25 protein-coding genes are annotated in these 26,141 nt (G+C 43.8%); 12 read left to right on the forward strand and 13 right to left on the reverse strand.

What is annotated here, in order from left to right; translation table 11 throughout:
* The first annotated feature begins 7 nt into the window (after positions 1-7).
* Positions 8-583, forward strand: a complete 576-nt coding sequence (gldD, locus tag PBT90_RS00700) for a gliding motility lipoprotein GldD (protein WP_264808441.1) — start codon at positions 8-10, stop codon at positions 581-583.
* Here the strand turns inward: gldD and PBT90_RS00705 are convergent.
* Positions 580-2,355, reverse strand: a complete 1,776-nt coding sequence (locus PBT90_RS00705) for a sodium:solute symporter family protein (protein WP_264808442.1) — start codon at positions 2,353-2,355, stop codon at positions 580-582. The genes gldD and PBT90_RS00705 overlap by 4 nt on opposite strands.
* A gap of 307 nt (positions 2,356-2,662) precedes the next feature.
* Here PBT90_RS00705 and PBT90_RS00710 point away from each other — a divergent pair, with 307 nt between their 5' ends.
* Both PBT90_RS00710 and recG read left to right on the forward strand, forming a co-directional pair.
* On the forward strand, positions 2,663-3,727 hold the full coding sequence (locus PBT90_RS00710; protein WP_264808443.1) for a phosphotransferase enzyme family protein: 1,065 nt from the start codon (positions 2,663-2,665) through the stop codon (positions 3,725-3,727).
* 86 nt (positions 3,728-3,813) lie between these two features.
* On the forward strand, positions 3,814-5,907 hold the full coding sequence (gene recG, locus PBT90_RS00715) for an ATP-dependent DNA helicase RecG (protein WP_264808444.1): 2,094 nt from the start codon (positions 3,814-3,816) through the stop codon (positions 5,905-5,907).
* 8 nt (positions 5,908-5,915) lie between these two features.
* On the opposite strand, the gene PBT90_RS00720 is transcribed toward recG, so the two are convergent.
* The 6 genes from PBT90_RS00720 to pdhA form a co-directional block, all read right to left on the reverse strand.
* Entirely contained in the window at positions 5,916-6,218 is a 303-nt protein-coding gene (locus PBT90_RS00720; RefSeq protein WP_264808445.1) for a HigA family addiction module antitoxin, read from the reverse strand.
* Between the two features lie 146 nt (positions 6,219-6,364).
* Positions 6,365-6,691, reverse strand: a complete 327-nt coding sequence (locus tag PBT90_RS00725; protein WP_270131088.1) for a DUF6787 family protein — start codon at positions 6,689-6,691, stop codon at positions 6,365-6,367.
* A 61-nt stretch (positions 6,692-6,752) separates the two neighbouring features.
* The gene (locus PBT90_RS00730) at positions 6,753-8,072 is read right to left on the reverse strand and encodes an aspartate kinase (protein WP_264808447.1); all 1,320 of its coding nucleotides are present in this window, start codon (positions 8,070-8,072) and stop codon (positions 6,753-6,755) included.
* Between the two features lie 35 nt (positions 8,073-8,107).
* Complete coding sequence (ribH, locus tag PBT90_RS00735) at positions 8,108-8,584, reverse strand: 6,7-dimethyl-8-ribityllumazine synthase (protein WP_264808448.1); 477 nt, start codon at positions 8,582-8,584, stop codon at positions 8,108-8,110.
* 208 nt (positions 8,585-8,792) lie between these two features.
* Positions 8,793-9,506 (reverse strand): tetratricopeptide repeat protein, encoded by a 714-nt coding sequence (locus tag PBT90_RS00740; protein WP_264808449.1) that lies wholly within the window; start codon positions 9,504-9,506, stop codon positions 8,793-8,795.
* Positions 9,507-9,617: 111 nt separating this feature from the next.
* Positions 9,618-10,637: a pyruvate dehydrogenase (acetyl-transferring) E1 component subunit alpha gene (pdhA, locus tag PBT90_RS00745; protein ID WP_264808450.1), complete on the reverse strand. Its 1,020-nt coding sequence runs from the start codon at positions 10,635-10,637 to the stop codon at positions 9,618-9,620.
* A gap of 91 nt (positions 10,638-10,728) precedes the next feature.
* Between pdhA and recF the strand changes: the two genes are divergently transcribed.
* Positions 10,729-11,826, forward strand: coding sequence for a DNA replication/repair protein RecF (recF, locus tag PBT90_RS00750; RefSeq protein ID WP_264808451.1), 1,098 nt, complete (start codon positions 10,729-10,731; stop codon positions 11,824-11,826).
* 34 nt (positions 11,827-11,860) lie between these two features.
* On the opposite strand, the gene PBT90_RS00755 is transcribed toward recF, so the two are convergent.
* On the reverse strand, positions 11,861-12,766 hold the full coding sequence (locus tag PBT90_RS00755) for a nucleotidyltransferase family protein (RefSeq protein ID WP_264808452.1): 906 nt from the start codon (positions 12,764-12,766) through the stop codon (positions 11,861-11,863).
* Positions 12,767-13,046: 280 nt separating this feature from the next.
* On the opposite strand from PBT90_RS00755, the gene PBT90_RS00760 reads away from it, so the two are divergent.
* From PBT90_RS00760 to PBT90_RS00785, 5 genes are all read left to right on the forward strand, one after another.
* Positions 13,047-13,385 carry a P-II family nitrogen regulator gene (locus tag PBT90_RS00760; RefSeq protein ID WP_264808453.1) on the forward strand — a complete coding sequence of 113 codons (339 nt, stop codon included), beginning with the start codon at positions 13,047-13,049 and terminating at the stop codon, positions 13,383-13,385.
* A gap of 35 nt (positions 13,386-13,420) precedes the next feature.
* Positions 13,421-14,650 carry an ammonium transporter gene (locus PBT90_RS00765; protein ID WP_264808454.1) on the forward strand — a complete coding sequence of 410 codons (1,230 nt, stop codon included), beginning with the start codon at positions 13,421-13,423 and terminating at the stop codon, positions 14,648-14,650.
* A 369-nt stretch (positions 14,651-15,019) separates the two neighbouring features.
* Positions 15,020-16,471, forward strand: a complete 1,452-nt coding sequence (locus PBT90_RS00775) for a BatD family protein (RefSeq protein ID WP_264808456.1) — start codon at positions 15,020-15,022, stop codon at positions 16,469-16,471.
* Positions 16,471-17,556: a chorismate synthase gene (gene aroC / locus PBT90_RS00780; protein WP_264808457.1), complete on the forward strand. Its 1,086-nt coding sequence runs from the start codon at positions 16,471-16,473 to the stop codon at positions 17,554-17,556. Before PBT90_RS00775 ends, aroC begins: the two co-directional genes overlap by 1 nt.
* An 11-nt stretch (positions 17,557-17,567) precedes the next feature.
* Positions 17,568-18,896, forward strand: a complete 1,329-nt coding sequence (locus PBT90_RS00785) for a dicarboxylate/amino acid:cation symporter (protein ID WP_264808458.1) — start codon at positions 17,568-17,570, stop codon at positions 18,894-18,896.
* An 83-nt stretch (positions 18,897-18,979) separates the two neighbouring features.
* On the opposite strand, the gene fumC is transcribed toward PBT90_RS00785, so the two are convergent.
* The 4 genes from fumC to mazG form a co-directional block, all read right to left on the reverse strand.
* On the reverse strand, positions 18,980-20,380 hold the full coding sequence (fumC, locus tag PBT90_RS00790; protein ID WP_264808459.1) for a class II fumarate hydratase: 1,401 nt from the start codon (positions 20,378-20,380) through the stop codon (positions 18,980-18,982).
* A gap of 75 nt (positions 20,381-20,455) precedes the next feature.
* Positions 20,456-20,941 (reverse strand): hypothetical protein, encoded by a 486-nt coding sequence (locus PBT90_RS00795; protein ID WP_264808460.1) that lies wholly within the window; start codon positions 20,939-20,941, stop codon positions 20,456-20,458.
* A gap of 1 nt (position 20,942) precedes the next feature.
* A complete protein-coding gene (locus PBT90_RS00800) occupies positions 20,943-21,323 on the reverse strand; it encodes a RidA family protein (RefSeq protein ID WP_264808461.1) in 381 nt (126 codons plus the stop codon).
* Positions 21,324-21,385: 62 nt separating this feature from the next.
* On the reverse strand, positions 21,386-22,195 hold the full coding sequence (mazG, locus tag PBT90_RS00805) for a nucleoside triphosphate pyrophosphohydrolase (RefSeq protein WP_264808462.1): 810 nt from the start codon (positions 22,193-22,195) through the stop codon (positions 21,386-21,388).
* Between the two features lie 72 nt (positions 22,196-22,267).
* Between mazG and PBT90_RS00810 the strand changes: the two genes are divergently transcribed.
* From PBT90_RS00810 to PBT90_RS00820, 3 genes are all read left to right on the forward strand, one after another.
* Positions 22,268-22,498 (forward strand): hypothetical protein, encoded by a 231-nt coding sequence (locus tag PBT90_RS00810; RefSeq protein ID WP_264808463.1) that lies wholly within the window; start codon positions 22,268-22,270, stop codon positions 22,496-22,498.
* Between the two features lie 49 nt (positions 22,499-22,547).
* Positions 22,548-23,942: a phosphoglucosamine mutase gene (gene glmM / locus PBT90_RS00815; RefSeq protein ID WP_264808464.1), complete on the forward strand. Its 1,395-nt coding sequence runs from the start codon at positions 22,548-22,550 to the stop codon at positions 23,940-23,942.
* 166 nt (positions 23,943-24,108) lie between these two features.
* Positions 24,109-25,251, forward strand: coding sequence for a cysteine desulfurase family protein (locus PBT90_RS00820; RefSeq protein ID WP_264808465.1), 1,143 nt, complete (start codon positions 24,109-24,111; stop codon positions 25,249-25,251).
* Positions 25,252-25,319: 68 nt separating this feature from the next.
* Here PBT90_RS00820 and PBT90_RS00825 read toward each other — a convergent pair whose 3' ends face one another.
* A complete protein-coding gene (locus PBT90_RS00825) occupies positions 25,320-26,063 on the reverse strand; it encodes a hypothetical protein (protein WP_264808466.1) in 744 nt (247 codons plus the stop codon).
* Between the last annotated feature and the right edge of the window lie 78 nt (positions 26,064-26,141).

The raw sequence follows: 26,141 nt of genomic DNA on the forward strand, positions 1-26,141 counted from the left end.
TTAAGCCATGAGGAAACGATTATGTATTGTATTGGCTGGTCTTTTACTGTTCGGCTGTGAAGAAAACTACCTTCCAAAGCCCACAGGGTACAATAGAATAGACCTGCCTCCGCATGATTATCAAGGTATAGGGGATGCCTATTCTTATCAAATAGCTGTGTCCAAATATGCTCAGGTAGAAGCAGACTCTTTTAATTTAGGCCAAAAAGACTGGATAAACCTGAATTACACGGATTTTGGGGCGAAGGTACATTTGACTTATATGCCGATAGATGGCGATAAGGTGGTGTTCAAGCAGCTATCGAATGATGCTTTTAAATTGACTGCTAAGCATCAGGTAAAGGCTTATGGCATAGAAGAGTCGGTATTGGTTACTCCTGAGGGGTACACTGGGGTGGCTGCGGAACTTTCAGGTGAAGTGCCTACTCAGTTTCAGTTTTTCGTTACTGACTCTACTGATAATTTCCTTCGTGGGGCTTTGTATTTCAATACAGCAATGAAAAATGATTCTCTATCTCCGGTCATAGAATACATCAAGGTGGACATGGCCCACCTGATGAATTCCGTAAAGTTTGAGAATTAGTTCATTGTTTTCCAGGATTTAATTACAAAAATCCCTCCGGCGATCGCTATTATAGCCGCGATGGTTCCTGAAAGGAAATTGCCGTAAATAAAGAATCCTGTAGCGAATAAGGCCGAATAAATCATGACCGAACCAATGGCCATCAACCCGATTTCTTTTGGAAGCTGACCGATTACCTGCTTTTCACCAGGGTATCTGTCCAGTACTTTTTTCCAGCCAAAAGCAGCAGGAGTGACTTTTCTGTAGAATGACAAAAGAACCTCATCTTTCTCCGGTGCAGTAAAGAAGGTGACCAGCAACCAGCCTACTGTGGTGATGCTCACACTGTAGATCAATTTCAAATAAGCTTGGTTTTCCGGGATCATGATCCATTCCACTTTTGGGTTGATCACTTCGAAGAAAATCGCAACCACAAATGAAATCGCCATAGCTGAGATCTCCGTGTAAGCATTGATTCTCCACCAAAACCACCTAAGGATAAAGATCAAACCAGTACCAGCACCGATCTGAAGCAGAATATTGAAGGCGTCCAATGCACTGGAAAGTGCCAGTGCCAAAGTAGCCGATAGGATCATCAAAACCACCGTAGAGATTCTTCCAACAGCCACCAGTTCCTTATCCGAAGCCTCTGGTTTCATGAATCTCAGGTAGAAATCATTCACTATATAGGAGGAACCCCAGTTGAGGTGAGTAGAAAGTGTGGACATCACCGCAGCAATCAAGGATGCCAGCACAATACCGATCAATCCAGTGGGCAGGTAAGTCAGCATGGCAGAGTAAGCCAAGTCATCTCCCAGTTTATCCGCAGGGATATCTGGGAAAGCGGTCTGAAGGTCAGAGATATTGGGGAAAATTATCAAAGATGAAAGCGCGATCAAGATCCAAGGCCAAGGGCGCATGGCATAGTGGGCTATGTTGAAGAACAAGGTCGCTCCAATTGCATTCTTTTCATCTTTGGCAGAAAGCATACGCTGGGCGATGTAACCTCCTCCACCGGGCTCAGCACCCGGGTACCAAGTAGCCCACCACTGTATGGCAATTGGCATCAGAAATAATGGGATATAGGCATTTGGATCAGAAAAGTCTGGAAGGAAATCCAGTTTTCCAGCCACATTTTCATGCGTCAATAGATTGTTTAAACTGCCGATTTCTGGTAAATCGATGATAAAATATGCTGCTCCGAATGAGCCGATCATAGCAATGAAAAACTGAAAGAAATCAGTCAGCAAAACGCCTTTTAATCCACCAAGGGAACTATAGAGTACCGTCACGATGGAGGCAATCAAAAGGGTTTGTATGGGACTCAGGCCAAGCATGACTCCGCCGATTTTGATGGCTGCCAGTGATACGGTGGCCATGATCACTACATTGAAAAACACACCTAGGTATAATGCTCGGAAGGCTCTTAGAAATGCTGCTCCTTTGCCAGCGTATCTTAATTCATAAAATTCCAAATCTGTAGTCACTTCGGATCTTCTCCAAAGTTTGGCATAGACAAATACGGTGAGCATGCCAGTAAGCAAAAACGCCCACCAGGCCCAGTTGCCAGCAACACCGTTTTTTCTCACGATGTCGGTTACCAAATTTGGCGTATCAGCCGAAAAAGTGGTAGCCACCATAGATACTCCCAATAACCACCAGGGCATGTTTCTGCCAGACAGGAAAAACTCTTTGGCTGAGGATCCGGCTTTCTTTGAGGTGTAGAGCCCTATGAGTAGCGAGATCACAAAGAAGGCTCCGATGATCGCCCAGTCTATGGTGGTTACATTCATGATTTATTGGGGTTACTAGTTCTTTAAATTTTTTGGAAAATATATTTACACTTATGTGATAAATTTTGCTAATGTATTTATTTTCTTTCAAAGTGGAAAAAGACTTCTCCGAAGATTGCTCAGAATTTTGGCAAGTTGGTGTTTCTGCGAAATAAAAGCTGTCTTTTCTCCTGAAATTCTAATCATTTTGCAAATGTGTACACTTGAGTGGCTGGTTAGATGATGGTCTGACTTGACTATGGAGATTGTGAGAGATTTTTATTCGTTTGGTGATTCTGAATTGATAGCGAAGTCATAGCTTTGGGTCATGAACCAGGAACAGATGGCTGGCATTCTTGCCAATTACAAATTTCATCCTTTTGAAAATTTCCAATTTAAGGCTTTCGGAGCAGGGCTGATCCATGGCACCTATTTGATAGAGTCAGGAGATTCCAAATTCATTTTGCAGGAATTCAACAATGCGGTGTTTCAGTTTCCAGAGCGCATCTCGCATAACCAGCGATTGGTGAAATCCCAGGGGAATGACACCTTTCTGCCCTTTCAGCTTCCGCTGCCTCTATTGAATTCAAACAATCGCTTGATTTCCACCGTGGACGGCCGACTATTTCGCTTGTTTGAATTTGTGTCGGGTCAGACGATCCAGGAAATCACTGCTCCAGAACAAGCCTATTTAGCCGCCAAAGCGTACGGGGTTTTTGCCGAATGGGGCAAGGATGTAGATACAGAACAATTGCAGGAATGTATTCCAGATTTTCATCGATTGGATTTGCGCTTCGCAAAGCTGCAAGAAGTGGCTAATGAGCAAGGAACACTTTCTCAGGAAGATCAGGAAGTATTGGATTTCTACTTGAGTCAAAAGGATCTTATTGAAGCTTACCAAAAGTTCCAAGCTGTCCTTCCAGCTCGTCTTACGCACAACGATACCAAAATCAACAATCTGATCTTTTCACATGACTTACAAAAAGTGGAGGCTTTGGTCGATCTGGACACCCTGATGAGTGGGTATTTGATGTATGATTTTGGGGATTTGGTGCGAACTGTGGCTTGTTCCGAAGCCGAGACTAGCCGAAACTGGGAAAGAATCCAGTTAGAAATTCCAGTTTTCGAGCATTTACTCAAAGGCTACTGGGAAGGTGTGAAAACATTGACAACAGCTGAGGAAAGCCAGTCGCTCTTGATAGCCGGAGAGGTGATGACCTGCATTATGGGACTTCGTTTTTTCACCGATCACCTTCAAGGTAATGTGTATTACAAAGTAGAATATCCGGAGCAGAACTTTGATCGTGCTAAAAACCAAATGATTTTGCTGCAAAGCCTTCAAGCAAGTAAGCTTGAATTGGAGAAAATCTGGAAGTCTGTCACACAATCCTAAAATTGATTTCAGACAATTCCAGTCATTTTTTATTGGCAATTGCACAGAGTGGGTTTAATTTGTCCTAAGCCAAAAATCAATTTTCCTTGTCCGGTTTTTTTGACACCAAGATAGAATTTCTCAAAGGGGTAGGCCCACAGCGCGCCGCTCTGATCAACAAGGAGTTGAATATTTTCACCTTCGGTGAACTCTTGCAGCATTACCCGTTTCGGTACGAGGATAGAACGAAGTTTTTTAAGATCCGGGAACTGCATTCGGATATGGAATCTGTGCAGGTGATCGCCAAGATCCGCAAAGTGGAATTGGTAGGAATGGGCAATAAAAAGCGATTGGTAGCTCAGGTCGCAGATGAAACCGGGGAAATGGAAATGACCTGGTTCAAAGGAATTGCTTGGGTTCAGAAGCACTTGGTCACCGGTGGGGTCTTTGTGTTTTTGGGAAAACCGGCACAGTTTGGCCGTAAATGGAGTATCGCGCACCCGGAGATGGAGCCGCTGACCACGGCTAATGAGAAAAGAAATAATTTCCAGCCTGTCTATTCCACTACCGAGAAACTCCGAGCCAGATTTTTGGATTCCAAAGGGATTTCCAAAATCATGGAGCAGTTGGTCCAGGTGTGCTTTCCACATATTCAGGAGACTATTTCTGCTAGGATTTTACAGCAATACCAGCTTATTGGGAAAAAGGAGGCCATTCGGCAGATCCATTTTCCCACAGAACCAAATCTCCTGCAGAGCGCCAGAAAACGCCTGAAATTCGAGGAGTTTTTCTATTTGCAGCTTCGACTGTTGATGATGAAAGTTGCCCGGACGGAGAAATTTCGCGGACAGATTTTAAACAATACGGAGCTACTCACGGAGTTTTACACCAATCATATTCCTTTCGAGCTCACCAATGCGCAGAAGCGTGTAATCCGGGAAGCTTATGTGGACATGAAATCCGGGAAGCAGATGAATCGCTTGATCCAGGGTGACGTAGGAAGCGGGAAAACCATGGTTGCGTTTATCTGTGCATTGATAGCGATCAGTTCAGGAGCACAGGCTTGTCTGATGGCTCCGACAGAGATATTGGCTACACAGCATTATGCAGGCTTGAAGGAATTTGCCGATATGATGGGGCTGAAAATTGCTTTGCTGACCGGCTCTACTAAGAAATCTGAGCGGAAAGTGATCCATGAAATGTTAAGGTCCGGGGATTTAAAGATATTGATCGGAACGCATGCTTTGCTAGAAGATGTGGTTCAGTTTAAAAACTTAGCTTTAGCAATCGTCGATGAGCAACACCGATTTGGCGTAGCACAGCGGGCCAAGCTTTGGGCTAAGAATGAGGCCTTAATTCCTCATGTACTAGTCATGACAGCGACTCCTATTCCCAGGACATTGGCAATGACGCTTTACGGGGATTTGGATGTGTCTGTGATCGATGAGATGCCAGCTGGGAGAAAACCCATTCAGACCGTTCATCGCTATGACAAAGATCGCTTGAAGGTTTTTGGCTTTATCAATGAAGAAATTAAAAAAGGCAGGCAGGTTTATATCGTCTATCCATTGATCGAAGAGTCTGAAAAGATGGACTTGAAGAATGTCATGGATGGCTTCGAAAGTATTTCCCGTGCTTTTCCTAACTATCCAATCAGCATAGTGAATGGAAGCATGAAAGCAGATGCTAAGGAGTATGAAATGCAGCGCTTCGTGAAAGGGGAAACAAAAATCATGGTTGCGACCACCGTGATCGAAGTGGGTGTGAATGTGCCCAATGCCTCCGTGATGATCATAGAGAACGCAGAGCGTTTTGGACTTTCACAGTTGCATCAGCTGCGGGGAAGAGTGGGAAGAGGCGCTGAGCAGAGTTACTGCATCCTGATGAGCAAGTATGAGCTTTCTAAGGATTCAAGAGTGCGGCTGGAAACCATGGTTCGTACCAATGATGGTTTTGAGATTGCCGATGTGGATTTGCGATTGCGTGGTCCCGGAGATCTGATGGGAACTCAACAAAGTGGGATAACGGATTTATTGATTGCTGATTTAAGTAAGGATGCGCCGATTTTGACCTTGGCGAGGGATGCAGCCCAGCAGCTTTTAGCAAATGACCCAGAATTGCTTCAGCCGGAAAATGCCCCGATTCAACGACAGATCAAGCAGCAAAAGAAAACTGCGGTGAACTGGAGTAGGATTTCTTAAGTAGTAGGCTAAGCGACATCCTTTTCTTCGAAGTGCTTAATGTGATTCAGTTCTTTTTCTTTTTGAGCTGCTTCTTCTTCGATATCATAGTCGTTTTGTAGGCCAAGCCAGAATTTAGCTGAGGTTCCAAAATATTTACTGAGTCTGAGAGCTGTATCTGCGGTAATCCGGCGATTACCTTTAATAATTTCTGAAATTCTAGTTTGAGGGATGTTTAGGTCTTTGGATAATCGATAGGCAGTAATATTTAAAGGCACTAAAAATTCCAAATTCAAAACTTCTCCCGGATGTATGTTCGCTAATTTTTCCATGGCATTTATGAGAATTACCTAGTTCCGCTCCTTCACAGTCTAAGTATATGGTTTATTTTATATACCCAGCCCTCTGATTTTCATTGACAATGTAGTAACTCAATTGAATCTTTGCGAAAATCTCTGCGAGCTTTGCGGTTATAGACTTATTTTCTCTTCGAAAACAATCCTCCTATCCTCCTGAAAATCTGTTTCTCCTTTTCCCAGAAAAACTTAAACTGGCCGAAAATGAAACCGTAAATAAGCAGGAAGATCTGATAGAGCGGTAGAACTAAAAGTAAATAAAGAATCGTGTTGACAAACCCGCCTTTCTCAACTCCAAAAAAATTCAAGATTGGGTTCTTAATAAAAAGTATGGTGAATCCAGTACAGGCAAAAACCACCAACACTAACACAACCTTAAGCAGGCTGTCCAATTTCCACTTGGTTTGTAGGCGCTGAAGAAAGCCTGGTTTATCGTTTTCTACTGACATTCCCCAAAAGTAATAAGAATCAGTCTAAATAAAATAGCCGGCGCTAGGCCGGCTATGTATTTTACCAAGTAAATAGGTCTTGATTGAGACTTTGAAGTGCTTCTTTTTTGAATTTGGAATCTACCAGCACGGAAACGTTGTGGCGACTTCCTCCGAAGGAAACCATTCTCACAGGATATTCTATCAGCGAATCAATCACGGATTGAACTGCTCCTTTGCTTTCCGATACCATATTTCCAACGATACAGATAATGGTCTGGTCCCGGTCCACTTCCACGCTACAGAAGGTGTTCAGTTCTTCTAAAATTTGCTCCAAATGACTCAAATCATCAATGGTCACTGATACTGCCACTTCCGAAGTGGTAATCATATCGATCGGAGTTTTATACTTTTCGAAAATCTCAAACACCTTTCTTAAGAATCCATAAGCCAACAACATGCGGCTTGATTTGATTTTGATGGCTGTGATTCCGTCTTTGGCAGCGATTGCTTTTACGCCCACCGAATCCACTTCTGCTTTGATCAGCGTTCCGTGAGCTTCAGGCTGCATGGTATTGAGTAATTTCACGGGCACATTGAATTGCTGGGCTGGCCAGATAGATGCCGGATGGAGGATTTTAGCTCCGAAGTAAGCAAGCTCAGCAGCTTCGTCAAAAGACATTTCGGCGATTGGACGGGTTTTATCCACGATTCTAGGGTCATTATTATGCATGCCGTCTATATCAGTCCAGATCTCGCAGGCAGTAGCTTGGATAGCAGCGGCCACGAGTGAAGCGGTGTAGTCAGACCCGCCACGCTTCAAATTATCCACCTCATTCAGGTGGTTTTTGCAAATAAAGCCTTGGGTAATGAAAATAGTTTCCTCAGGGTGCTGGGCAAGAATAGCCTTCAGTCGATCTGAGATTTTCTGCAATTCCGGCTCAGAATTCTCATCAATACTCATGAAATCCAAAGCAGGTAGGAAGATCGCTTTGATTTTTTGCTCTTCTAGTAGAGTATGAAATAGCTTAGTAGATAGCAGTTCTCCCTGAGCCAGAATGTCACGGTTGATGGCCTCATTGAATGAAATTTTCAAGAGAATGTTCAAAAACTCAAAGTGCTCTTTGATGATTTCCAGCGCTTTTTCTCTAGCTGCATCGGTAGAGACTAATTTTGGGTAAAAGTCATTGTAATGCGCATGGAGTTCGTCGATTCTTGACTTTGCCAATACTTTATCCGCAGAAGCCAATGCTTCTCCTATGCTCACCAGGGCATTGGTTGTGCCGGAAAGAGCAGAAAGTACCACGATTTTTGATTCATCACCACGGGTGATCAGGTCTTTTACCTGGTGCATGCGTTCTGGACGGCCCACAGAAGTGCCTCCAAATTTCATGATTTTCATAAGGTTCAGTATGTTATAGGTTTATAGGTTTTTTGTTAAAATCCCAGCATTTTTATTGCGGTGATGGCGGCTTCATCGCCTTTGTTTCCATGTTTTCCTCCTGCCCGATCTAAGGCCTGCTGCTGGGTGTCTGGAGTAAGTACACCGAAGATCACCGGTTTATTGTACTTCAGTCCCACATTGGTGATGCCATGTGCTACAGCATCGCATATAAAATCAAAGTGCTTAGTTTCTCCCTGAATGACACATCCCAGGCAAATGACTGCATCTATTTCTTCAAGCTGAGCCAGCCATTGAGAAGCCAGCGTCAATTCGAAGGAGCCAGGAACATTTTTACGGATAATGTTTTCCGATTTTGCGCCATGCTGCTTTAGTGTCTCATACGCGCCAGAATACAGGGCTTCGGTGACTTCTTCATTCCATTCTGAAACTATGATGCCGAATTTTTTGGAGCTGATATCTAGGATATTTTTTGAAGAATGTTCGCTTAGGCTTTTTAGTGATGTTGCCATAATTTTAATTTTTTAGATTAAAGAACCGGGACTTGTATTCAGAGATTGTCAGTATCAAGTATCAAGTATCAAGTATCAAGTATCAAGAAATGAGTAGAAGGCCAAGATATAGGATCTGGTTAAATCTGTGAAAAGGTGGTTTTGAATTAAACAAAAAAAGAGTAAGACCTAAGGCCTTACTCTTCTAGTGATGCTATAAATGCAAGCATTACTTAGCGGCAAGGCCTTCTAAGCGTGCTTTTTGTTTTCGTGCTGTAGCGTACTCAAAAGACTCAAAGTACTTGTTCTCTATCTCGGTATAGGTAGCAATAGCTGCAGATAGATCACCGGCAGCTTCTTGAGCGATAGCCAGTTTGTTCAGGTATTTTGGCGTAAAATAATCATTCTCATTGTAGTTGGCGGCTTTCTTGTAGAAGGAAATAGCCTCAGCAGTGTTTCCAAGCTCCATTTGTGCGTCGCCGATCAGAGAGTAAGCCTTTGCCTGTACTAGGTAGTCGTCTGATGAGAATTGCTCAAGGTGTGCCAGAGCATCCTGATAGTTTCTTTCAGACAGGTAAATAGACCCGATATAGAAGTGGGCTAGGTTTGCCGCATCAGTTCTTGGGTATTCATCCACTATCTCCAAGAGGCCAGAGTTAATGCCATCTCCGTTCAAAGCCAGCTGCACGCTGTCCTGCTCGTAGAAATATACGGCCTGGAACATCTCCTTTTGCGCCGTTTCATTATTATTCTGGGTATTGATCTGGAAGAAAAGAATCCCGCCTATCAAAATCACTGCAGCGATCAATACGCCTGCTAGTACCTTGCTATTTTGCTTTAAAAAAGTCTCCCCTTTACTTAGTCTTGAAGCGATTTCGGAAGGATCTTCCAATAGCTCATTGTGATGCTCAGGTTGTACTCTTTTAGTTTGTTTCGTTGCCATGCTACTCAAATTTCAGCCGCAAATATACGGTTTTTATATTTTCCACAAAGTTCCAAAAAAAAGCCATGAAAACATCAAGCTTTCATGGCTTTTCAGTGGTTTTATTTTGGACTACTCCATTACAAATGGATAATCTTCCTGAATGTACACATCCTTGAACGCATCCTGTCCGTCAGGCCAAGGGGATTCTTCAGCGAATTTCACTGCGTCCAAAACTTTTTGCTTTACATTTTTTACAATAGTATCTATTTCCTCATCAGTTAGGATTTTATTTTCCTTGATGGTTGCCAGCACTTGTTCTACTGGATCGCGCTGCTTGTATTCTTCTACTTCCTCTTTGGTTCTGTATTTTTGAGGATCAGACATGGAGTGGCCTTTGTATCGGTAAGTTCGGAATTCCAGCAAAGTAGGGCCATCGCCTCTTCTCGCTCTATCAGCTGCCTCAGCTACTGCCTCGTGCACCGCTTCCACATTCATACCGTCCACCGCAAATGATGGCATATCATAGGATTCGCCCAGTGTAGAAAGGTCTTCTACATTCGAAGATCTCTTCACAGCAGTACCCATGGCGTAGCCGTTGTTTTCGATTACGAAAATCACGGGAGTTTTATAGAGCATGGCCAGGTTTAGTGCTTCGTGAAAAGCCCCTTGTCTCACAGCCCCATCACCCATGTAGCAAATCGCCAGGTTTTTGGTTCCTTTATATTTCTCCGCAAAGCCCAGTCCCAGTCCCATAGGAACCTGAGCTCCTACTATACCATGACCTCCTACAAAGTTTTTCTCCTTGTCAAAAATGTGCATGGAGCCACCTTTGCCTTTGGTAGTGCCTGTAGCTTTACCAAATAGCTCCGCCATCACTGCTCCTGGATCTGTGCCCAGTCCAAGCGGATGTGCATGGCAGCGATATGCTGTAATCCACTTGTCATCTTTGGTCAATGCAGTGATAGCTCCGGAAGCACATGCCTCCTGGCCGATGTATAAATGACAGAATCCTCTGATTTTTTGTTGTCCGTAAAGTTGTCCGGCTTTTTCCTCAAACCTCCTCATTAAGAGCATGCTCTCATACCAGTAGGAGTAGGTTTCCTTCGAATATTTTACTTTTGACTTCGTTGCTGCAGTTCTCTTTGCCATATCGTAATGATCAAAATATGCTATTTTAGGCCTCAAATATAACCAACCTCTCCTAAAAATCAGGCTCCCGCCGAAATAATTACCCTACTACATGTACCTGAAGTCTCTGGAACTGCTCCAATTTAAAAATCATGAAAAAACGCAAATGCAATTTTCCCAGGAAATCAATTGCATAGTAGGGCTGAATGGTAGCGGCAAAACCAATATTCTCGATGGAATCCACTACCTGTCACTGACCAAAAGTGCGGTGCAGTCCAGTGATAGCTTAAATGTGATGCATGAGCGGGACTTCTTTGCGATCAAGGGGCAGTTTGAGCTAGGGCAAAAACCCCTGGAAGTGAGATGTACGGTGGAGCTAGGCAAGAAAAAACAGATTTATCAAAATGGGAAGGCCCTGGGTAAAGCCAGTGAGCACGTGGGGCTTTTGCCGCTGGTGCTGATTGCTCCTGATGATACAGAGCTCATCAAAGGTGGGAGTGAGGGAAGGAGAAAGTTCTTTGACGGGTTGCTTTCTCAGCTGGATCACAGCTATCTGGACCAATTGATCCGCTACCATCATTTCCTGAAGCAGCGCAATGCTCTGCTAAAACAGTTTGCGGAGACGGGCAGAAGAGACCTTACCTTGCTGGATAGCTATGATGCGGAGTTAATTGAGTTGAGCGGAAAGTTGGCGGTTCGTAGGAATGCTCTGCTCCAAGAAGTAGCTCCACTGCTGCAGAGCCATTATTCGGAAATTTCTCAGGGACAGGAGCAGGTGAGCATAGTGTATGAGACGGAAGCTTTGAACACCGAATTTGAATCCTATTTCAAAAATTTGAGAAAAAAGGATTTCATCACCAAAAACAGTAATGCGGGGATCCATAAAGACGATTTCAGTTTTTTGATCGGAGCGCATCCCATCCGGAAAATCGGGAGTCAGGGCCAGCAAAAGTCCTTTATTATAGCGCTGAAGCTTGCTCAGTTTCAGGTTTTCGAAAGAGACCGGAATGAAAAGCCACTTTTGCTGCTGGACGATATCTTTGATAAGCTGGACGACCAGCGGATTGAGCAATTAATGGACTTGATTTCCGCGCATACATTTGGGCAGATATTTTTGACCGATGCGAGACCTGAGAGATCAAAGAAAATTTTATCGGAATTGGACTCAGAGGTGGTTTTCTTTGGAGTGGAGAATGGGGTGTTGAAGTAATGAGCAAAAAAAAGAGGCCGAAGCCTCTTTTAAATCAATTCCATAATTTCTCCGGGTATTCACCGGAATCATGCAGCTTTTTCAGTGATTCTATCACCACAGGTTTGTCTTCGGTGTATGTGACCCCGAACCAGATCTTGCCTCTTTCCAGGATTTCAAATGCGGCTTCATCGGCCTGGATTAAATTATTGGCGACTGTAGGAATATAAAATTCTGATTTCAGGTTTTCGAGGTTTGCAGGGAGAAATTCATTCCACATTTTCTCAATGTCAGCAAAGACATCTTGATGGAATCCCCAGAAGTTCATACTAACCGGCGTATTTTCTGTGATTTCTAAAACTTCGTTTTCACCTTTACTTAAGATTTTCCCGTCCTCACGGGCAATAGAAGTCCTTTCTACCATGCCGATCAAGTGGCCTTTTTCATTGGTTTCGCAGACTCCTCGGCTCACTGTGCCATTCTCAGAAAGTACATTCTGTATTGCATAACCGACCATAGCGTGTAAGTCTGGTTTTACTTCAGTTTTGAGGAATTTTCCTATAGCATCAAAAGCCTCTTTGCCGTAAAAATCATCTGCATTGATTACTGCGAATGGTTCTTTGATCGTGTCCTTGGCACAAAGAACCGCGTGCGCTGTGCCAAAAGGCTTTTTTCGGTCAGCCTGCTTCAGCGCTTCCGGTACGAAGCTGTCCAGGGATTGGATCACCCAGTCCACTTCTATTTTACCTTCCAGTTTGGGTAGGAAAATCTCTTTGGCTTCCTCTAAGATTTCTTCCCGTACGATAAGAACCACCTTGCCAAAACCGGCTCTGATGGCATCAAAAATTGAATATTCCAGTATTGTTTCGCCATTGGGCCCAAAGCCATCGATTTGTTTGTTGCCGCCATAGCGGCTGCCCATTCCGGCTGCTAGTACAAGTAAGGTTGGTTTCTGATTCATAGTAGGTTTAATAAAACAGCAAGCAAAATTAGGTTTTTAACTGAGGCAAACAAGATAGACTTGGTCTTTCATGAGGTGGGGTTGGTTTATGTGAAAACCCTAATTTGATGAGTTTACTGTCTATAAATGGATTGTTGGTTTTCAAAATACCATAAAAATGCTTTTAGCTGCATGATTTGATGAGGAAGTGGGTAAAAAATTACCCTTGATATGAAGAATATTTAATTTTCTCCTTACTTTCATGCCGTAATCTCAAAAAACCATTTAACCAATTGAAAAAATGAAAAAGATTGAAGCGATTATCAGGACTTCACGCTTTGACCAGATACACAAATGCGTGGCAGGGCTGGGAGTTAAGTTTCTGACCTTTTATGAAGTGAAAGGTATGGGCCTGGAGCATGCCAGACAGGAAATGTACCGAGGTGTGCCTTACGAGCCGGCTTACATCCCAAGGACTAAAATCGAAATCGTAACCGTAGAGGAATTGGTAGAGCCTGTGATCAAGTGCATCCTGACTGAAGGCAAAACCGGAGAGATAGGAGATGGAAAAATCTTCGTGTACGACGTGCTGGAAGCCTATCGCGTGAGAAACAACGATAAGGGCGAAAACGCACTTTAATCTTATTTATTCAACCACCGAACCTATTAATACTAATGCAAGAATTATTTACCGTCAATAACTTATGGATGATGATCGCCACCACTATGGTTTTCATCATGCACTTGGGATTTGCCAGTTTGGAAGCGGGGCTTACCCGATCTAAAAACACTGTTAATATTTTATTTAAAAACACCATTATTCCGGCGATAGGCTTATTGAGTTATGCCTTCGTGGGCTTTAATTTAATGTACCCGGGCGCTGACTATGCCGGATCCTTTTTTGGTTTTGCCGGATTTGGGCTTCCCCTTCCTGAAGGCTGGGACACTAGTAACTATAATGAGGGCTATACCTTCTTCACAGATTTTATTTTCCAGGCCATGTTTGCAGCTACGGCGGCGACTATCGTATCTGGAGCAGTGGCTGAGCGTGTCAAATTGGGGCCATTTATCTTCTTTTCAGTGCTCTATGTGGCGATTTGCTATCCTATAGTAGGTATGTGGAAATGGGGCGGAGGCTTCCTAGATGCTTTGGATACTTCATTTTATGATTTTGCGGGCTCTACCATAGTACACTCTGTGGGGGGCTGGGGAGCTTTAGTAGGAGCAGCTTTGCTAGGGCCGAGGCTAGGCAAATACACTTCTAGAGGCATGACGGCTATCCCGGGACATAATATTCCCTTAGCCACCTTTGGTGTGTTCCTGCTATGGTTTGGCTGGTTTGGCTTCAATGGAGGTTCTGTATTGAGTGCAGATCCAGGATTGGTGTCCAAGGTTTTTGTGACCACCAGTTTGGCAGCCGCAGCGGGAGCTTTTGGAGCATTGATTGTTTCCTATTTGATGTTTAAAACTTACGATATCACCATGGTGCTGAACGGGATACTTGCCGGCTTGGTAGGGATCACGGCTGGTGCGGATCAGATGGGGGTGACTTCTTCTGTCATCATCGGATTAGTAGGTGGTGGATTGATCGTTTTCGCAGTAGTGTTCTTTGACAAGATCAAAGTAGATGACCCTGTGGGAGCTATTTCGGTTCACTTAGTAGGTGGTATCTGGGGGACTTTGGCCGTGGGGATATTCGGCGACTTGGCGAGTATGAGTCAGTTTATCTCCCAGTTGATCGGAGTAGTGTCTGTGGGTGTGTTCTGTGTGATTTTCTCAGGGGTAATCTTCTTTGTGATGAAAAAGACAGTAGGGATCAGAGTGGATGAAAAAGAGGAGACAGAAGGCCTGGATATCAACGAGCACAGCATGAGAGCTTATCCGGATTTTGCCACCAAAGATTAATTAGAATTATTTCCAACTACCACAATAAAGAAAGCCCCGGTCAGAGATGATCGGGGCTTTTGACATTAAATCGCGGGTTCGAAATAGCGATTTAAAATGGGGTTGTGAATTTTGCCAAACATCAGGTAACACCAGTCTTTAAATTCATTTAGCTCTATCGGGCTAATTAAGCTTAAGCCTTTTTTCAGCTCCCGTTCAAACAAATACTTGGAAAAGCTGACCTTTTGTAAGATAGTCTTCACATATTCGATCATAGTCTAAAGAGTTTAAGGGTTTATTAACTGATTTTAAGTTTCGATACGAAGTCATTTACAGAGATGTTGCGTTATTTTAGAATTCAAAGAGTAGAAAATCCCTATTTTCGCAATTATGATTAAAACGCTTATCCAATTCCTTTTCGTATGTGGTTTTTTCCTTATTTCTGGAATAACCCTGGCTCAGGAAGTCGAGATAGAGCTGGGCTCGGATGAGATCGGACTGAACGAAACTTTCACTATCAAAGTAACCCTCAGTAACGAAAAAATCAAGTCTTACGACCAGTTTCCTGATATCCCCAGCTTTCAGAAGCAGGGAATTTCCCAGTCCTCTTCTATGAATCTGATCAATGGTCAGATGAGTAGTACCAATAGCATTATTCAATACTATAAGCCTTCCCGCAAGGGAGAGTTTACTTTGCCTTCCTTCGAGGTGGCTATCAATGGTAAAAATTATTCCTCGCCCGGCAAGACCATTACCGTGGGAGATCCTGCAGTAAGCTCTGGGAGAAGTGGGAGAAATTCCGTAGATCCATTTGCAGACTTTTTTGGAAGATCACAAGCTTCCGAGCCTGAATATGTGGAACTGGACGATGATGCATTTTTCTCAGTTTCTGTGGACAAAGAGGAGGTCTATCAGGGGGAAGGTTTTAATCTTAGCTTGGCATTTTACATGTCGGAGGCAAATCAGGCACCTTTTCAGTTTCATGAGCCTGGCAGGCAATTGGATGATATTCTGAAGAAAATCAAGCCAGCAAATGCCTGGGAGGAAAACTTCAACATTACCAATATAGAGCCAGAACAAGTCACCATCAATGGCAAACGCTGGACAAAATTTAAAGTGTATGAAGCTACATTTTTCCCCTTTTCTGATGGACAAATAGAGATTCCCCAGATTCCCTGGGAGATGATAAAATACCGGGTGGCGAAAAATCCTACTTTCTTTGGTGCAAATCGACAGGAAGATTTCAAAACCTTCTATTCCAACCCCAAAACCATCACAGTAAAACCCCTTCCTCCGCATCCACTCAAAAATGAAGTGAGCGTAGGTCAATTCCAACTCAGAGAGAACATCAAGAATATTGAAGTGGAAACCGGGCAAGGGTTTGATTACAGCTTTGGGATTACCGGGGTAGGGAATATCAATGCGATTTCGGCTCCTAAGCGGGTTTCTTCGGCCAATATCAATACCTACGACCCAAATGTAAGACAGCAAATCAATCGCGGGTATGGAAGAGTATCAGGGATCAAAGAGTTTAATTATTACATTACTATAAACGAGGCAGGTGAAGTGGATTTGGCCAATAACTTCGAATGGATTTACTTCGACCCCGAAAAAGCCGTGTATGATACGCTGAAGCCCGCTGCTCAAATCACGGTGGTAGGTGAAAGTAAAGTGAACCAAGCAATCTCTAGCCAGCGCCTGGGAGGGCTTTATGATCGGATTTCCAGCGAAGACAACAGGTTTTTAAACGAGAAATATAAGTACTATTTTACAGCCGCAATCAACGTACTTCTTTTGCTAGCAGTTGGTTTATTGGCACTATTGATAATCAGAAAGAAATAATGGGTAATTCATTTGGGAAGCTATTCAAGATCACCACTTTTGGTGAGTCTCATGGGCAAGCTTTAGGGGTAATCATAGAAGGGTGCCCGGCAGGACTGGAACTTGATGAAAGTAAGATAATCGCTGAAATGCAGCGGCGCAAACCAGGTCAGTCCAAAATTACCACCCAGCGCAAGGAGGAAGATGAGATCCAGATCAAATCTGGGGTATTTGAGGGAAAAACCACAGGTACTCCCATCGGAATAGTGATCAATAACTCCGACCAAAAGAGTAAGGATTACTCGCATATTTCGGACAAATTCCGCCCATCTCATGCAGACTATACTTACTTTACCAAGTATGGAATCAGGGATTATAGGGGTGGAGGAAGAAGCTCTGCCAGAGAAACTGCCGCAAGGGTGGCTGCTGGAGCTATTGCAAAGCAACTACTCGAGACCAAAGGCATATCCATACAGGCTTTTGTATCCCAGGTGGGCGACTTGAAGTTGGAGAAGCACTACGGGGAGTTGGACTTGGCAAAAGCAGAAGAAAATATCATTCGCTGTCCAGACCCGGAGACTGCGGCCCAAATGATTGATTTGATAGATGGAGTGCGAAAGGACAGGGACACCATAGGAGGAGTGGTCAGCTGCGTGATCAAAAATACACCTGCGGGAATCGGAGAGCCGGTATTTGACCGATTGCATGCTGAGCTGGGCAAAGCCATGCTCGGGATCAATGCAGTGAAAGGATTTGAGTATGGAAGCGGTTTTGAAGGTGTGAAAATGAGAGGTTCTGAGCACAACGATGCTTTCGTGCAAGAAGGAGATGCAGTGAAAACCAAAACCAATTATTCCGGAGGAATCCAAGGCGGGATTTCTAATGGGGAAGATATTTATTTCAATGTGGCCTTTAAGCCCGTAGCTACCATTATGATAGATCAGGAGTCAGTAAATGAATCCGGTGAGGCAGTGACAGTTTCAGGAAAGGGACGTCATGATCCGTGCGTAGTGCCTAGAGCTGTACCGATTGTGGAAGCTATGGCTGCCTTGGTCATAGTCGATTACATTTTGTTGGCAAAAAGCAATAAACTGCAGGACTTTTAACCCAAATATATATGCTTAGAAAAATACCCTTACATACCAAGATCATCATCGGGCTTGTGCTTGGACTGATCTTTGGCTTGGTCATCATCAAGACTTCCATACCGAATTCCTTTACGATCGATTTCATCAAGCCGATTGGGACTATTTTCATTAACTCACTTAAAATGATCGCAGTGCCGCTGGTGTTGGCGTCACTGATTGTAGGGGTTTCCAACTTGGGCGATGTCTCTAAATTGAGCAGGATAGGCGGCAAAACCATTGCTACTTACCTGTGTACTACTGTTATTGCTGTGTCGATAGGCTTGATTTTGGTCAATGTATTCCAGCCCGGCAAAAGTCTTCCCGCGGAGACCCGGGAGAATCTCATGAGTCTCTACGAGGGAGATGCTGGCTCCAGGGTGGGACAAGCCGCAGAATTACAAAAGCAAAGCCCCTTGCAGCCTTTGGTGGATATAGTTCCAGATAACGTGTTTCGTGCGACCACGGACAATGCTGCCATGCTTCAGGTGGTTTTCTTTGCGATTTTGGTAGGGATAGCCCTGCTGAAAATACCCAAAGCTAAAGCTGATCCGGTGGTGGCGTTTTTTGACGGGATGAACGAAGTGATCATACAGATCGTGAACTTCATTATGTTGATAGCCCCATATGGGGTATTTGCTTTGATGGCATCTCTGATCGTGGAAATTGCCGGAGATAATCCGGATTCAGCATTACAGTTACTATTGGCTTTGCTGAAATATACTTTGGTGGTAGTAGGTGGGTTGTTTACGCTGATACTGGTGGTGTATCCTGGAATATTGATGGCCTTCACTAAGGTTAAATACAAGGATTTCTTCCAGGCCATTCGCCCTGCGCAATTGTTGGCTTTTTCTACCAGTTCTAGTTCTGCGACTCTTCCAGTGACCATGAAGCAGGTGGAGGAAGAGCTGGGGGTTTCTGAAGAGGTTTCTAGCTTTGTGTTGCCACTCGGCGCCACGGTGAATATGGACGGCACGAGTTTGTACCAAGGTGTGGCAGCTGTTTTTATAGCCCAGGCTCTTGGAATGGACTTGAGTTTGACCCAGCAGTTGATGATAGTTTTGACTGCAACGCTAGCTTCAATCGGATCTGCGGGAGTTCCGGGAGCGGGATTGATTATGTTGATTATTGTGTTGGAATCCATTGGAGTTCCAGCGGCTGGTATTGCATTGATTATTGCGCCGGATCGTATTTTGGATATGTTCCGTACGGTGGTAAATGTAACTGGTGACGCGACAGTTTGTACCATTGTAGCGAGTACAGAAGGGGAATTACCAGACGGCTTAATCAGAAAGTCTAATCCGCTGACGCCGAATGAGTAAGTGAATATTTGGCTAATTAATCTAATAAAAATGGCCCCATCAGCTCTGACGGGGCCATTTTTATTATTAGGGATAGACCTAATTTACTTCAAACTCCCAGTCATTTCCTCTGGCTTCACCCATTCATCAAATTGCTCAGACGTGAGTAAGTTCAAAGCGATAGCAGCTTCTCTTAGGCTTGTGCCTTCTTTATGGGCTTTTTTGGCAATGGCAGCAGCATTTTCGTAGCCTATATGGGTATTCAAGGCAGTGACTAGCATCAGCGAGTTCTCCAGATGTCTTTGGATCATCGGCGTGTTTGGCTCGATTCCGACAGCACAGTTGTCATTGAAGGAAACGCAAGCATCTCCGATCAGTCGGGCTGACTGAAGGAAATTTGCTGCGATCAATGGCTTGAAGACATTCAGTTCAAAATGCCCTGTGGCGCCACCTACGGAAATCGCTACGTCATTTCCCATTACCTGAGCAGCCACCATCGTCAAGGCTTCCACCTGGGTAGGGTTTACTTTTCCAGGCATGATAGAGGAACCAGGTTCATTTTCGGGGATTAATATCTCTGCAATGCCTGATCTAGGGCCTGAGGACAGCATCCTTACGTCATTAGCGATTTTCATCAAAGAAACCGCCAATTGCTTCAGGGCTCCGTGAGACTCCACCATGGCATCGTGAGCAGCAAGTGCTTCAAATTTATTTTCTGCTGTCACGAAAGGCTGTCCAGAAAGCTCAGCGATTTTCTTTGCAACTAGCTCAGAATATCCTTTTGGAGTATTAAGACCAGTTCCTACCGCTGTTCCTCCCAATGCTAATTCTGAAAGGTGGGAAAGTGTATTTCTCAATGCTTTTAATCCATGGTTGAGTTGAGCCACATAGCCAGAAAACTCCTGGCCTAGCGTAAGCGGGGTAGCATCCATGAAATGCGTACGTCCGATTTTCACCACATCTTTAAATGCTTCGGCTTTTTGGGCTAAAGTATCTCTTAGCTTTTCCACACCTGGGATGGTAGTTTCCATCACCATTTTATATGCAGCAATGTGCATAGCGGTAGGATAGGTGTCATTGGAAGACTGGGATTTGTTTACATCGTCATTAGGGTGGATTTTCTTTTTGGCATCTTCTAGAGAGCCTCCCAATAGCACATGAGCTCTATAGGCAATTACCTCATTTGAGTTCATGTTGGACTGGGTACCGGAACCGGTCTGCCAAACTACCAGCGGGAATTGCTCGTCATGTTTTCCTTCCAGAATTTCATCACATACCTTACCGATGATGTCAGACTTTTCCTGTTCTAAAACCCCCAGTTCAGCATTGGTCTGAGCAGCGGCTTTTTTCAAAATGGCAAATGCCCGGATGATTTCAATGGGCATGCGGTTTTTTTCGCCTCCAATTTTGAAATTGTTGATTGACCGCTGGGTCTGGGCGCCCCAGTATTTGTCCGCAGGTACCTCTACAGGCCCCATGGTGTCTTTTTCTATTCGAATGCTCATAGCTTGAGTTTTATTGTTGTGATTTCAGCTCGCTAAATTAAGGGCTGGAGGCTTTTTTCCCTAAAGTGCAGGCATTTAATCCTTCATCTGAAAATTGATCAATTGGTGGAAGACTTTTCGGGATGCTTTTACCTGTCTATTGAAAAAGTAAATGGCCAGAAAGTAATTGCTCAAACCTAAGCCACTGCAAATAATGGCATAGGTGTAATTCGGAATCAAGAAAACATACAAAGCGGTGAAGGCTAGAAGAACCACAGTCCAAAAAATCAGGAAAAACAAAGCGCCTGGGAATAACTTATAATCAATGAAAATGATGCTTCCTCTAGGCGTGTCCTCTATTTTTCCCAGCAGCAAGGGGAGAAAGGTGTCGCTCTTGTCCACAACCTTGGAAATACGGAATCCATTCTGACCTACGATGCCATTGAACACCGCATCTGATTTCTTTTGTGATCTTTTATCCAGATAGTTGACCTCGCGGGTGACCCGGTTTAGGTAATAGAGTACCTCCTCCTTGGGGTGGGAGCTGACTAAGGTTTCGCTATCGTATGGTAAAAGGTTCAAGTTATTTGACGGCTATGCAGGATATTTCCACGTTTACGTTTTTGGGAAGCTTGCTGACTTCTACTGTTTCCCGTGCTGGTGGGTTCGCTTTGAAGTACTGTCCATAAGCTTCATTGATGGTACCAAACTCATCCATGCTTTTAATAAAGATGGTGCATTTTACAATATCGTGAAAGGTAAAATCTGCTGCCCGAAGTACGGCTTCCAGGTTTTTCATCACTGCATGGGTTTCCTCGGTGATATTCTCATTGATCAGTTCTCCGGTATCTGCATCCAGCGCAATTTGTCCTGAGACATAAAGTGTGTTACCGGCTAAAACTGCCTGGGAATAAGGCCCAATCGGCTCCGGAGCTTCTCGGGTATAGATGATTTGATTTGCCATAATATTTTCAAGTATCAAGTTTTTAATATTAAGTCTAAAGAGGAACTTTTAGGTTTTTGATCTTAGCCTTCAGCTTTTGATTTCGCTTCATTCCAATACACATCCATCTCTGCCAAGGTCATTTCACTTAGTGTTTTCCCTGACTCCTTTGCCGCTGTTTCTAGGTATTGAAAGCGTTTGATGAATTTTTTATTGGTTCGTTCCAAAGCTTCCTCAGGATTGATGTCTATAAATCTCGCATAATTGATCAGGGAAAATAACAGGTCTCCAAATTCTCCGCTGGCTTTCTCGGGATTGATTTCCTTTTCGCCTGTGGCATTGAACTCTTCTTTGAATTCCTGCATTTCCTCCTCTACTTTCTCCCAGACCTGGTTTTTTTCTTCCCAGTCAAATCCAACTCCACGCGCTTTTTCCTGAATCCGCATGGCTTTGATCAGTGCGGGGAGTGATTTTGGAACTCCTCCGAGCACGGATTTATTACCTTTCTCAGTGAGTTTTATTTTCTCCCAGTTTTGCTTCACAGCCTCCTCGTCTTCTGCATTGGTATCAGCATAAATATGGGGATGGCGCCTGATAAGTTTTTCGCAAAGGGCATTGATCATGGTGGTCACGTCGAAATTACCTTCCTCAGACCCGATTTTGGCATAAAATACAATGTGCAATAAAATATCGCCCAATTCTTTTTTGATCTCTTCGGGGTTTCCATCGAGAATGGCGTCTGATAATTCAAAGGTCTCTTCTATGGTCAAATGTCTGAGACTTTCAGTCGTTTGCTTTTTGTCCCAGGGACACTGAGCCCGAAGCTCATCCATGATGGTCAATAATCGATCAAATGCAGCCAATTGCTCGGCTCGGGTACTCAAATTTGTCATGGGTCAGGAAACTATGCTGGAATTGTGGACGTTTTCGAAGTAAAGCTTTAAATTTGCGCAAATTTATCCGTTATGACAACCGTATTTCTAACACTTGGTTTTGTTGCTTTATTCTTCATTTTGATGTCGGTAAGGCTTCTATTCCTCAAAAACGGCGAATTCAAGGGGACCTGTGCTTCGCAAAGTCCTTTTCTCAATAAAGAAGGAACTACCTGTGGGTATTGTGGGAAAACTGTGGATGCTGACAGCAGCTGCGGAAATCCCGACAATGAAGTCGATAAGGTTATGGCAAAATTCAAGTGAGTTTAGCCCCTGTTTCAAGAATCTGTTTTTCACATAATCAATTATTTAAGTGTCTCTAATTAAATCTATCTCTGGTATCAGAGGTACTATCGGAGGTAAATCCGGCGATGGATTGACTCCCGTTGACATTGTTAAGTTCGCATCAGCTTATGGAGCCTGGGTCATAGAAACTACCCATAACCCTAAAGTAGTAATAGGGAGAGATGCTCGCCTATCCGGTGAAATGGTGTCTGGGCTGGTGTCTGCTACGCTTCAAGGTTTGGGAATAGATGTGATAGATTTGGGTCTGAGTACCACCCCTACTGTAGAATTTGCAGTTCCTCTCGAGAAAGCCGGAGGAGGGATCATTCTGACCGCCAGCCATAATCCCATCCAATGGAATGCACTGAAACTTTTGAACTCCCGGGGTGAATTTATCTCAGACGTGGAGGGTAAGAGCATTCTGGAAAAAGCAGAGCAGGAAGACTTTACATTTGCAGAAGTAAAAAAGCTAGGTTCTTATACTCAAATCGATGATTACATAGACCGGCATATTCAGCATGTTTTGGATCTGGAATTGGTGGATGTAGAAGCTATCAGTGCCAGGAATTTCAAAGTAGTAGTAGATGCTGTGAACTCCACGGGCGGGATCGCAGTGCCAAAACTGCTAAGGGCACTAGGGGTGAATGATATTGAAGAGATGTTTTGTACCCCTGATGGTCATTTTCCTCACAATCCTGAGCCACTTCCGGAAAACCTCCGTGACATTTCCAGTAAGTTGGAGCGGGGCAATTTTGATTTAGGTATAGTCGTGGATCCAGATGTGGATAGACTGGCTTTTATCAATGAAGATGGATCAGCCTTTGGGGAAGAATACACCCTGGTCGCAGTGGCAGATTATGTGCTTTCTAAAACCCCAGGAAATACCGTTTCCAATCTTAGTTCAACTCGCGCACTTCGCGATGTGACGGAAAAAAGACAAGGCCAATACACGGCGGCGGCTGTAGGTGAAGTGAATGTAGTGAACCAGATGAAAGCAGTGGATGCAGTGATCGGCGGAGAAGGAAATGGAGGGATTATTTACCCTACCTCTCATTATGGTCGTGATGCCTTGGTGGGTATAGGTCTTTTCTTAACCCATTTGGCAAACTTCGGCAAGTCAATTTCAAGGCTTCGCGCTACCTATCCCAACTATCATATTTCCAAAAACAAAATTGAGCTCACTCCGGAAATTGACGTAGATCGGATTTTGGATGAGATCAAAAGCAAATACAAGAGCCATCCTATCAATGATATTGATGGTGTCAAAATCGAGTTTGAGAAGGAATGGGTGCATTTGAGAAAATCAAATACGGAGCCGATAATCCGAATCTATTCCGAGTCCGAATCTGAGGCTACTGCGGAGCATTTGGCCCAAAAGCTGATTGCTGATATCAAAGAAGTGGTGAATGCTTCCATGATTTAAGCTCAGCAGATTTAGAAAATCTATAGCTGCTTTTCAGGTAGGAAAGCAAAATTAGCATTGAGGCTACTTCGGTCACCGGCCTTCTGGCTAGCCGACCAAAAGAAAATGATTATTGGCATATTTGCGGGTAATCAAAGTAAAGAATATACAACCCAACACGAGTACAATGAAAGTTTATTTAGACAATGCAGCCACCACTGCCATGGATGATCGGGTTATTGACGCGATGATTCCATTTATGAAAAATCATTACGGCAATCCTTCTTCTGTACATAGTTTTGGTAGGGAGGTGCGAACTGCCATAGAGAGATCACGTAAGAAAGTGGCTGAATTGCTGAATGTAACTCCTGCCGAGATTTTCTTCACTTCAGGTGGTACAGAAGCAGACAATACCGCTTTGGTATGCGGAATAGAAAGTCATGGTATTAAACATGCGATCACTTCACCACTGGAGCACCATGCTGTACTTCATACTTTGGAAGTATGTGAGAAAAAGGGCCATATCAAGCTCAGTATTTTGGATGTAAATGAAAAGGGCGAGATCGACATGGGGCAATTGGAAGAGTTGCTAAAAGTAAATCCAAACAGCCTAGTGTCTTTGATGCATGCAAATAACGAGATTGGCAATTTGAATGATCTGAATCACATCGGGTCACTTGCTAAAGAATACGGTGCATTTTTCCATTCAGATACCGTGCAGACCATGGGGCATTATGTTCACGATCTGAAATCTCTTCCAGTGGATGCGATTGTAGCTGGGGGGCATAAATTCCATGGGCCAAAAGGATCCGGTTTTCTATATGTGAAAAAGGACAAGAAAATCCATCCATTAATTCATGGAGGTGCGCAGGAGAGAAATATGCGTGGAGGAACGGAGAATGTGATCGGTATTATCGGCATCGCAAAAGCTTTGGAAATTGCCTACGAAGACATGGCTGAGCACCAACTTCATGTAGAGTCCATCAAAAAGCACTTCATCCAAAGCCTGGTGCAGGAAATTCCTGGAGTTGAATTCAATGGACTTTCGGCTGACCTAGATAAGAGCTTATACACAGTTCTCAGTGTAAGCTTACCACCATCGGAAGCAAACAGCGGTATGTTGCTTTTCAATCTTGATTTGGAAGGCATTTCAGCTTCAGGAGGATCGGCTTGCAGCTCAGGAGCCACCGTGGGTTCCCATGTGCTGAGAGCAATCAATCACACGCCAGAGCGAGATTCAGTTCGATTCTCATTCAGCCGATTTAATACCATAGAGGAAGTAGATTATACAGTCGGGAAATTGAAAGAACTTTACGCTGTAGAAGCATAATATACAAAAAAGGGAGCTCAGAAGGCTCCTTTTTTTGTTTGCTTTTAGCCTTCAGATTTTCAGAATTCTCACTTTCCTGTATATCCAATCGCATAAGGAGTCCAAATCTCATAAATAGGATCGCCTTTGGAGCTGAGACCGCTGTGGTGCCATTCTCCGTCTTTGACTTCGAAATTGAAATCCAGGCTGGCTCCCACACGACTATCATCACGTGAAAAGAAGGTGATGTTTTCTATGTATTTTCCATCTTTGGCAGTGTAAGTGCCTCCTCCAGTACCGGAGAATTCCTTGGTTTCGGAGTTGAAAGCGATCCACTGAAATCTTCCTCCGCTCAGGATTTTAACTGTTCTTCTTGCTCCTGGGGTAGATCTGGAGATTTCTTCACCACGTTTCCTACCAGTGATTACCCAGTTTCCGGTAAGGTCATCCTTCACATCAGAAACTTTTTCCCAGATTTCTACGAGCATTTTCCCATTGATCTCCGAGGAGATGACCATCTTCCCGTTTACCCAGTCCAGCTTGTATTTATTGGTGGTTCCTACTTGAAATGGATCCAGGGTAAAAAAGTCCAAGGTCTCCTGGTATTTTCCTTCCTCAAGTGAAAATGGCCCTCCTCCTGCACTTACAAAGTGGTCGTCAGCGACTCGCTTTGCGCCAAAGGCAAAGTAGTCGTCCTGATAGATTTTGATGTATTCCATATCTTTAACCTCTTGCCCGTCTTGATGGGTGAGCCTCCATGAACCTTCCAGGTTTTGCGCAATCGCTAAATTGAAACTTAAAAATGCGGTGAATAGTAAGAGTAAAGCTTTCATGATTACAGGAGATTTATTGTTCTATTAAATTCAGGAAGTTTCTGCAGAAAACCAATGCTTTGTTTATGTTGTGGTTTA

This window comes from Algoriphagus sp. TR-M9 (genome assembly GCF_027594545.1).
In the GTDB taxonomy this organism is placed as follows: domain Bacteria; phylum Bacteroidota; class Bacteroidia; order Cytophagales; family Cyclobacteriaceae; genus Algoriphagus; species Algoriphagus halophytocola.

What these genes read in the sequence shown, in the direction of transcription:
- PBT90_RS00810 (WP_264808463.1), top strand. Translation starts at nt 22,268, where the DNA reads ATGACAACCGTATTTCTAACACTTGGTTTTGTTGCTTTATTCTTCATT.
- PBT90_RS00740 (WP_264808449.1), bottom strand. Translation starts at nt 9,506, where the DNA reads ATGGCAACGAAACAAACTAAAAGAGTACAACCTGAGCATCACAATGAG.
- gldD (WP_264808441.1), top strand. Translation starts at nt 8, where the DNA reads ATGAGGAAACGATTATGTATTGTATTGGCTGGTCTTTTACTGTTCGGC.
- PBT90_RS00820 (WP_264808465.1), top strand. Translation starts at nt 24,109, where the DNA reads ATGAAAGTTTATTTAGACAATGCAGCCACCACTGCCATGGATGATCGG.
- ribH (WP_264808448.1), bottom strand. Translation starts at nt 8,584, where the DNA reads ATGGCAACATCACTAAAAAGCCTAAGCGAACATTCTTCAAAAAATATC.
- PBT90_RS00755 (WP_264808452.1), bottom strand. Translation starts at nt 12,766, where the DNA reads ATGAATCAGAAACCAACCTTACTTGTACTAGCAGCCGGAATGGGCAGC.
- aroC (WP_264808457.1), top strand. Translation starts at nt 16,471, where the DNA reads ATGGGTAATTCATTTGGGAAGCTATTCAAGATCACCACTTTTGGTGAG.
- mazG (WP_264808462.1), bottom strand. Translation starts at nt 22,195, where the DNA reads ATGACAAATTTGAGTACCCGAGCCGAGCAATTGGCTGCATTTGATCGA.
- pdhA (WP_264808450.1), bottom strand. Translation starts at nt 10,637, where the DNA reads ATGGCAAAGAGAACTGCAGCAACGAAGTCAAAAGTAAAATATTCGAAG.
- PBT90_RS00725 (WP_270131088.1), bottom strand. Translation starts at nt 6,691, where the DNA reads ATGTCAGTAGAAAACGATAAACCAGGCTTTCTTCAGCGCCTACAAACC.
- PBT90_RS00800 (WP_264808461.1), bottom strand. Translation starts at nt 21,323, where the DNA reads ATGGCAAATCAAATCATCTATACCCGAGAAGCTCCGGAGCCGATTGGG.
- PBT90_RS00775 (WP_264808456.1), top strand. Translation starts at nt 15,020, where the DNA reads ATGATTAAAACGCTTATCCAATTCCTTTTCGTATGTGGTTTTTTCCTT.
- PBT90_RS00825 (WP_264808466.1), bottom strand. Translation starts at nt 26,063, where the DNA reads ATGAAAGCTTTACTCTTACTATTCACCGCATTTTTAAGTTTCAATTTA.
- fumC (WP_264808459.1), bottom strand. Translation starts at nt 20,380, where the DNA reads ATGAGCATTCGAATAGAAAAAGACACCATGGGGCCTGTAGAGGTACCT.
- recF (WP_264808451.1), top strand. Translation starts at nt 10,729, where the DNA reads ATGTACCTGAAGTCTCTGGAACTGCTCCAATTTAAAAATCATGAAAAA.
- PBT90_RS00720 (WP_264808445.1), bottom strand. Translation starts at nt 6,218, where the DNA reads ATGGAAAAATTAGCGAACATACATCCGGGAGAAGTTTTGAATTTGGAA.
- PBT90_RS00705 (WP_264808442.1), bottom strand. Translation starts at nt 2,355, where the DNA reads ATGAATGTAACCACCATAGACTGGGCGATCATCGGAGCCTTCTTTGTG.
- PBT90_RS00760 (WP_264808453.1), top strand. Translation starts at nt 13,047, where the DNA reads ATGAAAAAGATTGAAGCGATTATCAGGACTTCACGCTTTGACCAGATA.
- PBT90_RS00730 (WP_264808447.1), bottom strand. Translation starts at nt 8,072, where the DNA reads ATGAAAATCATGAAATTTGGAGGCACTTCTGTGGGCCGTCCAGAACGC.
- PBT90_RS00765 (WP_264808454.1), top strand. Translation starts at nt 13,421, where the DNA reads ATGCAAGAATTATTTACCGTCAATAACTTATGGATGATGATCGCCACC.
- PBT90_RS00785 (WP_264808458.1), top strand. Translation starts at nt 17,568, where the DNA reads ATGCTTAGAAAAATACCCTTACATACCAAGATCATCATCGGGCTTGTG.
- PBT90_RS00710 (WP_264808443.1), top strand. Translation starts at nt 2,663, where the DNA reads ATGAACCAGGAACAGATGGCTGGCATTCTTGCCAATTACAAATTTCAT.